This is a genomic window from [Scytonema hofmanni] UTEX 2349, from assembly GCF_000582685.1.
Classification (GTDB): domain Bacteria; phylum Cyanobacteriota; class Cyanobacteriia; order Cyanobacteriales; family Nostocaceae; genus Hassallia; species Hassallia hofmanni.
On the sequence record NZ_KK073768.1, the window covers coordinates 4944838 to 4949145 of the forward strand.

Annotated in this window: 5 protein-coding genes; all 5 read left to right on the plus strand. The window is 42.1% G+C overall.

The annotated features are described in order from the left end of the window. Positions 1–275 precede the first annotated feature (275 nt). The 5 genes from TOL9009_RS43915 (at position 276) to hflX (ending at position 3703) form a co-directional block, all read left to right on the plus strand. Positions 276–614: a DUF2281 domain-containing protein gene (locus TOL9009_RS43915; protein WP_029636410.1), complete on the plus strand. Its 339-nt coding sequence runs from the start codon at positions 276–278 to the stop codon at positions 612–614. Between the two features lie 65 nt (positions 615–679). After that, positions 680–922, plus strand: a complete 243-nt coding sequence (locus TOL9009_RS0127570) for a hypothetical protein (RefSeq protein ID WP_029636411.1) — start codon at positions 680–682, stop codon at positions 920–922. A gap of 89 nt (positions 923–1011) precedes the next feature. Continuing rightward, entirely contained in the window at positions 1012–1266 is a 255-nt protein-coding gene (locus tag TOL9009_RS0127580) for a UPF0175 family protein (protein WP_186227701.1), read from the plus strand. Then, entirely contained in the window at positions 1259–1765 is a 507-nt protein-coding gene (locus TOL9009_RS0127585; RefSeq protein ID WP_029636415.1) for a DUF3368 domain-containing protein, read from the plus strand. The genes TOL9009_RS0127580 and TOL9009_RS0127585 overlap by 8 nt, the downstream gene beginning before the upstream one ends. 195 nt (positions 1766–1960) lie before the next feature. Further along, complete coding sequence (gene hflX, locus TOL9009_RS0127590; protein ID WP_072022171.1) at positions 1961–3703, plus strand: GTPase HflX; 1743 nt, start codon at positions 1961–1963, stop codon at positions 3701–3703. Positions 3704–4308: the final 605 nt, after the last annotated feature.

Genomic DNA, 4308 nt, shown 5'->3' on the forward strand with positions numbered 1-4308 from the left:
GGATTTCCTCATATAAGTAACCTTGATAAACCAGCTTTACTGCTAACCCTTTTCTCACTTCACGGGCATTTATATTTTGAACTATAAATTCCTCTAGTTCTGCGATCGCCTGCTGTAAGTGCTGATTCATCATCGTTCCTCATTATACTTATCACTCATCTCCGTATTATCTCTTAGTTTTTTTCAAAAATCAAATATGATTCCTATAGAAGCAATGCTACTCACCAGAATAAAGAGCAATACACAAGCAAACCATCTGAAAGAGATTAAAACAGATGTCAGAAACAATCAATATTGAAAAAGCGGTATTAGATAATTTGCGAATCCTCCCAAATGAAAAACAACAGGAAGTCATTGATTTTGTTGAATTTCTAGTGCAAAAAACAGGACAGCTAAAGCAGGTAAATAGCGAAGCATCAAATTCTAGTATTTCATCAACAACCCAAGACGAAAAACAGTTATCTTTGCAAGAAATTGCTAGACTTACTGTAGAAGAACGCCACAAACTACTAGCACCTCATATACCTTCAACAGCTGAAGATTTTTTAAACGACCCAGAATTAACAGAGTTTTCTATTTTGGATGGGGAAGACTGGGAAACTGAAAATGACTAAGTAAATTAAAAGCGATCGCTCATAAGCTAGCACCGATAAACTTTAGATAAAACCAACTAAAAATTATGAAAGCGTTAGAAATTACTGGAACGGTTAATGCAAAAGGTGAATTGCATTTAGATCAACTATTACCTCTAGAACAAACTGGTCGCGTTCGCGTAATTCTTCTATTTCCCGAAGCAGAAGATATAGATGAAAATGAATGGCTAAAAGCCGCAGCTACTAATCCAGTTTTTGCCTTCCTTCACGATCCAGAGGAAGACATCTATACTTTAGAAGATGGAAAACCACTGAACAATGAAAGGTAAAGTTGTTTTAGTCAAGTTTCCATTTGATGATTTATCCTCTTCCAAGGTGCGTCCTACTGTTGAAATTGCAACCGATCGCCCTGATAAAAATCATGTCACAACTTAAAATTGACTATCCAGAAACTTTACCAGATGCCTTACAGCAAACGCGAGAACAGTTTGAACAAGAAGCAAAAATGGCAATGGCAGTTAAACTATTTGAAATGAAACGCATTTCTTCTGGTTTAGCTGCACAATTAGCAGGTATAGATAGGGTAACTTTTTTACTTAATTTACACCATTATGCTGTAGCAATGATTGATTTAACAGAAGAAGAACTTATATCTGATTTAGAGAATGCTTGAAACTAATATAATTGTTATCAACACAGCACCACTTATTTCTATAATAGCGGCAATAGGAGATTTAAGAATTCTTCAATCTTTGTATACTCAGGTTTTGGTTCCCTTTGAAGTTTGTCAAGAAATACTTGCTGGAGGTGCAAGCGGATTTGCGGTAAGTGAATTTGAGGATGCAGATTGGCTACAAAAATCGCAAATACCCTTAACTCATATTTATCCATTCTTACTTAATTCTTTAGATTTAGGAGAAGCTTCTGTTATCCAACTTGCGCTCAACGAAAATATACAGACTGTTTGCATTGATGAAGCAGCTGGTAGACGAGTTGCCAGGTTAAGCGGTCTTTCTGTTACAGGTACTATCGGTATTTTGTTGCGTGGACACCGAGAAGGCTACCCTATTGATATTAAACAAGCAATTGACAGAATGATTGTTCGTGGAATTAGGCTAAGTGAAACTATTATCAATTTTGCACTTCAACAAACTGGTGAAATAGATCCTTAAGTTTTGTCTTGAGGCGGCGCGTGTTGTTACTATTGCTCGATTTGTGGGTTACTACCAGCAAAATAGCCTCAAATAAATGCCCCCCGTGAACTAATTCACAACGCATCCCTCAAAGGAGAGAGATAGGAGCCTTAACCCTGTTGTAAAATAGACATAGAAGGATTCGGGGGACCATATTACTGGTCATAAACGCCTATAGAGACTATCTTTGGTAATCTCCAAGGACTAAAATCCAGCCAGCTCAAACAACTAGCTAGGCTGTATCACCAGCGCATACCAGGCGATCGCCTAACCACGCCTGAATTTTCCCAGCGACTGGCTGCAATTAGTACAGAAATCAATCAACCCGTGTGTGCCTACCTCAATCGTCGCGGACAAGTCATCCGCGTCGGGGTAGGTTCACCGCGTCAAACGCAAATCCCACTGCTGGAATTGCCCCGCTACGGTGCAGAACGACTCAGCGGTATTCGTTGTATCTCCACTCATCTAAAGTCAGAACCGCCAAATGAAGCGGCGCTGACATCGATGGCACTACAACGCCTAGATGCCCTAGTTGTGCTAAATATAACCGGAACGGGATTTACAAAGCGTGGTGGTGGCGCTACTGGGTACGTCAAAGAAGCTTATTTAGCGCACCTGACGGCTCAAGAATCCCGCCTAGCGATCGCAAGTCCAGCTTCACTCACACCATCTAACAATATCCCATCTCCAAGTTGGAATATATCACCGCCTCTGAGCTTAGACGTGCTGACAGACCAAGATTTTCTTGACTTGGTGGAAGCACTAGAAGCAGACTTTGGGCGGGAATTTGTTGCTAAAGAAGTAGATGGCGATCGCGATAGCGTTTTGATTGTCGGTGTATTTACTGATAATACGACACCCCAACAATTCCAAGATACATTAGCGGAATTGGCACGGTTGGTCGATACCGCCGGGGGAGACGTATTGCAGACAATGCAACAAAAGCGATCACGCATTCATCCGCAAACAGTAGTCGGCGAAGGTAAAGTCCAAGAAATAGCCCTCACCGCTCAAACCATCGGCGCAAATCTCGTCGTTTTTGACCGCGATCTCTCACCCGCACAAGTCCGTAACTTAGAATTACAAATTGGTGTCCGGGTAGTTGACCGCACCGAAGTTATTTTAGATATCTTTGCCCAACGCGCTCAGTCTCGTGCAGGTAAATTGCAAGTAGAACTGGCACAGTTAGAATATATGCTGCCGCGACTTACAGGTAGAGGTCGGGCAATGTCTCGGTTGGGTGGTGGTATTGGTACTCGCGGTCCTGGTGAAACGAAACTAGAAACCGAACGCCGTGGTATTGGAAGGCGCATTTCCCGATTACAACAAGAAGTCAACCAGTTGCAAGCGCATCGTTCCCGTCTGCGGCAAAAGCGACAACATCTTGAAGTTCCCTCAGTGGCTTTGGTTGGTTATACCAACGCGGGCAAGTCTACCTTGCTCAATGCCCTAACGAACGCGGAAATTTACACGGCTGACCAGCTATTTGCTACACTTGACCCGACTACACGTCGGCTAGTGATTCCCCATGCTGATACAGGTGAAACTCAAGAAATTCTGCTGACAGATACAGTCGGATTTATCCACGAATTGCCTGCATCATTAATGGATGCCTTCCGTGCCACTTTAGAGGAAGTTACAGAAGCTGATGCTTTACTGCATTTAGTAGATTTGTCACATCCCGCTTGGTTGAGTCATATTCGCGCTGTCAGAGACATTTTAGCAGCAATGCCAGTGACTCCAGGACCTGCGATCGTTGCTTTTAACAAGATAGATCAAGTGGATAGTGAAATTTTAGCTTTAGCTCAGGAAGAGTTTCCCTTAGCGGTGTTTATTTCCGCAAGCGATCGCCTGGGATTAGAAACTCTCCGCCAGCGTCTTGCTCTACTAATTGAATATGCCACTTCTGGTCACTAGACATTTAAGTTTGGCAAACTAAACAAACTACAAGTCCTCTAAAATCAATAGTCAGAAGTCTTACAGACATGTCGTTTACGTTATAGCGTTTCCTAAGCAACTGAGGTACACTCCAATCTTTCCTACAAAATTCAAAGGGGGTAGGGTGTGGGGGGTGGCTGAGTGGGGAACCCACGTTTTAAAACATGGGATTGTAACAAGGACACTGTTTTTAGGAGCGCTTTGCGTATGAGTAAAAACATCTTTTTTAAACTGAGCTTTAAACTCAGAACGCGCATTTTTTATTTAATACCTACACCCCACACCCTGTTTTTTGTAAGTAGCTTAAAAAATGTACCTCACTAGGTCGGGAACCGCTATAAGGAATCTGACTCATACCCAATCAGGTATAAATAGGGCTTGCTGAATGAATGTGTAATCTAGTCCAGATAAGGGGTTTAAGCCTTTTTTCACCAAACAAGTGCACTTGTTTAACATCTAGAGTCTCAAAACCCTTGCACAATCAAAGCGCGATCGCTAGGTAAAGAAAGGAAACTGAGCAACGAAACAACCATTTTGTAACCTGTGTGGCTTCTAGATTCGCTTTAAAGACTTATTCAGCAAGC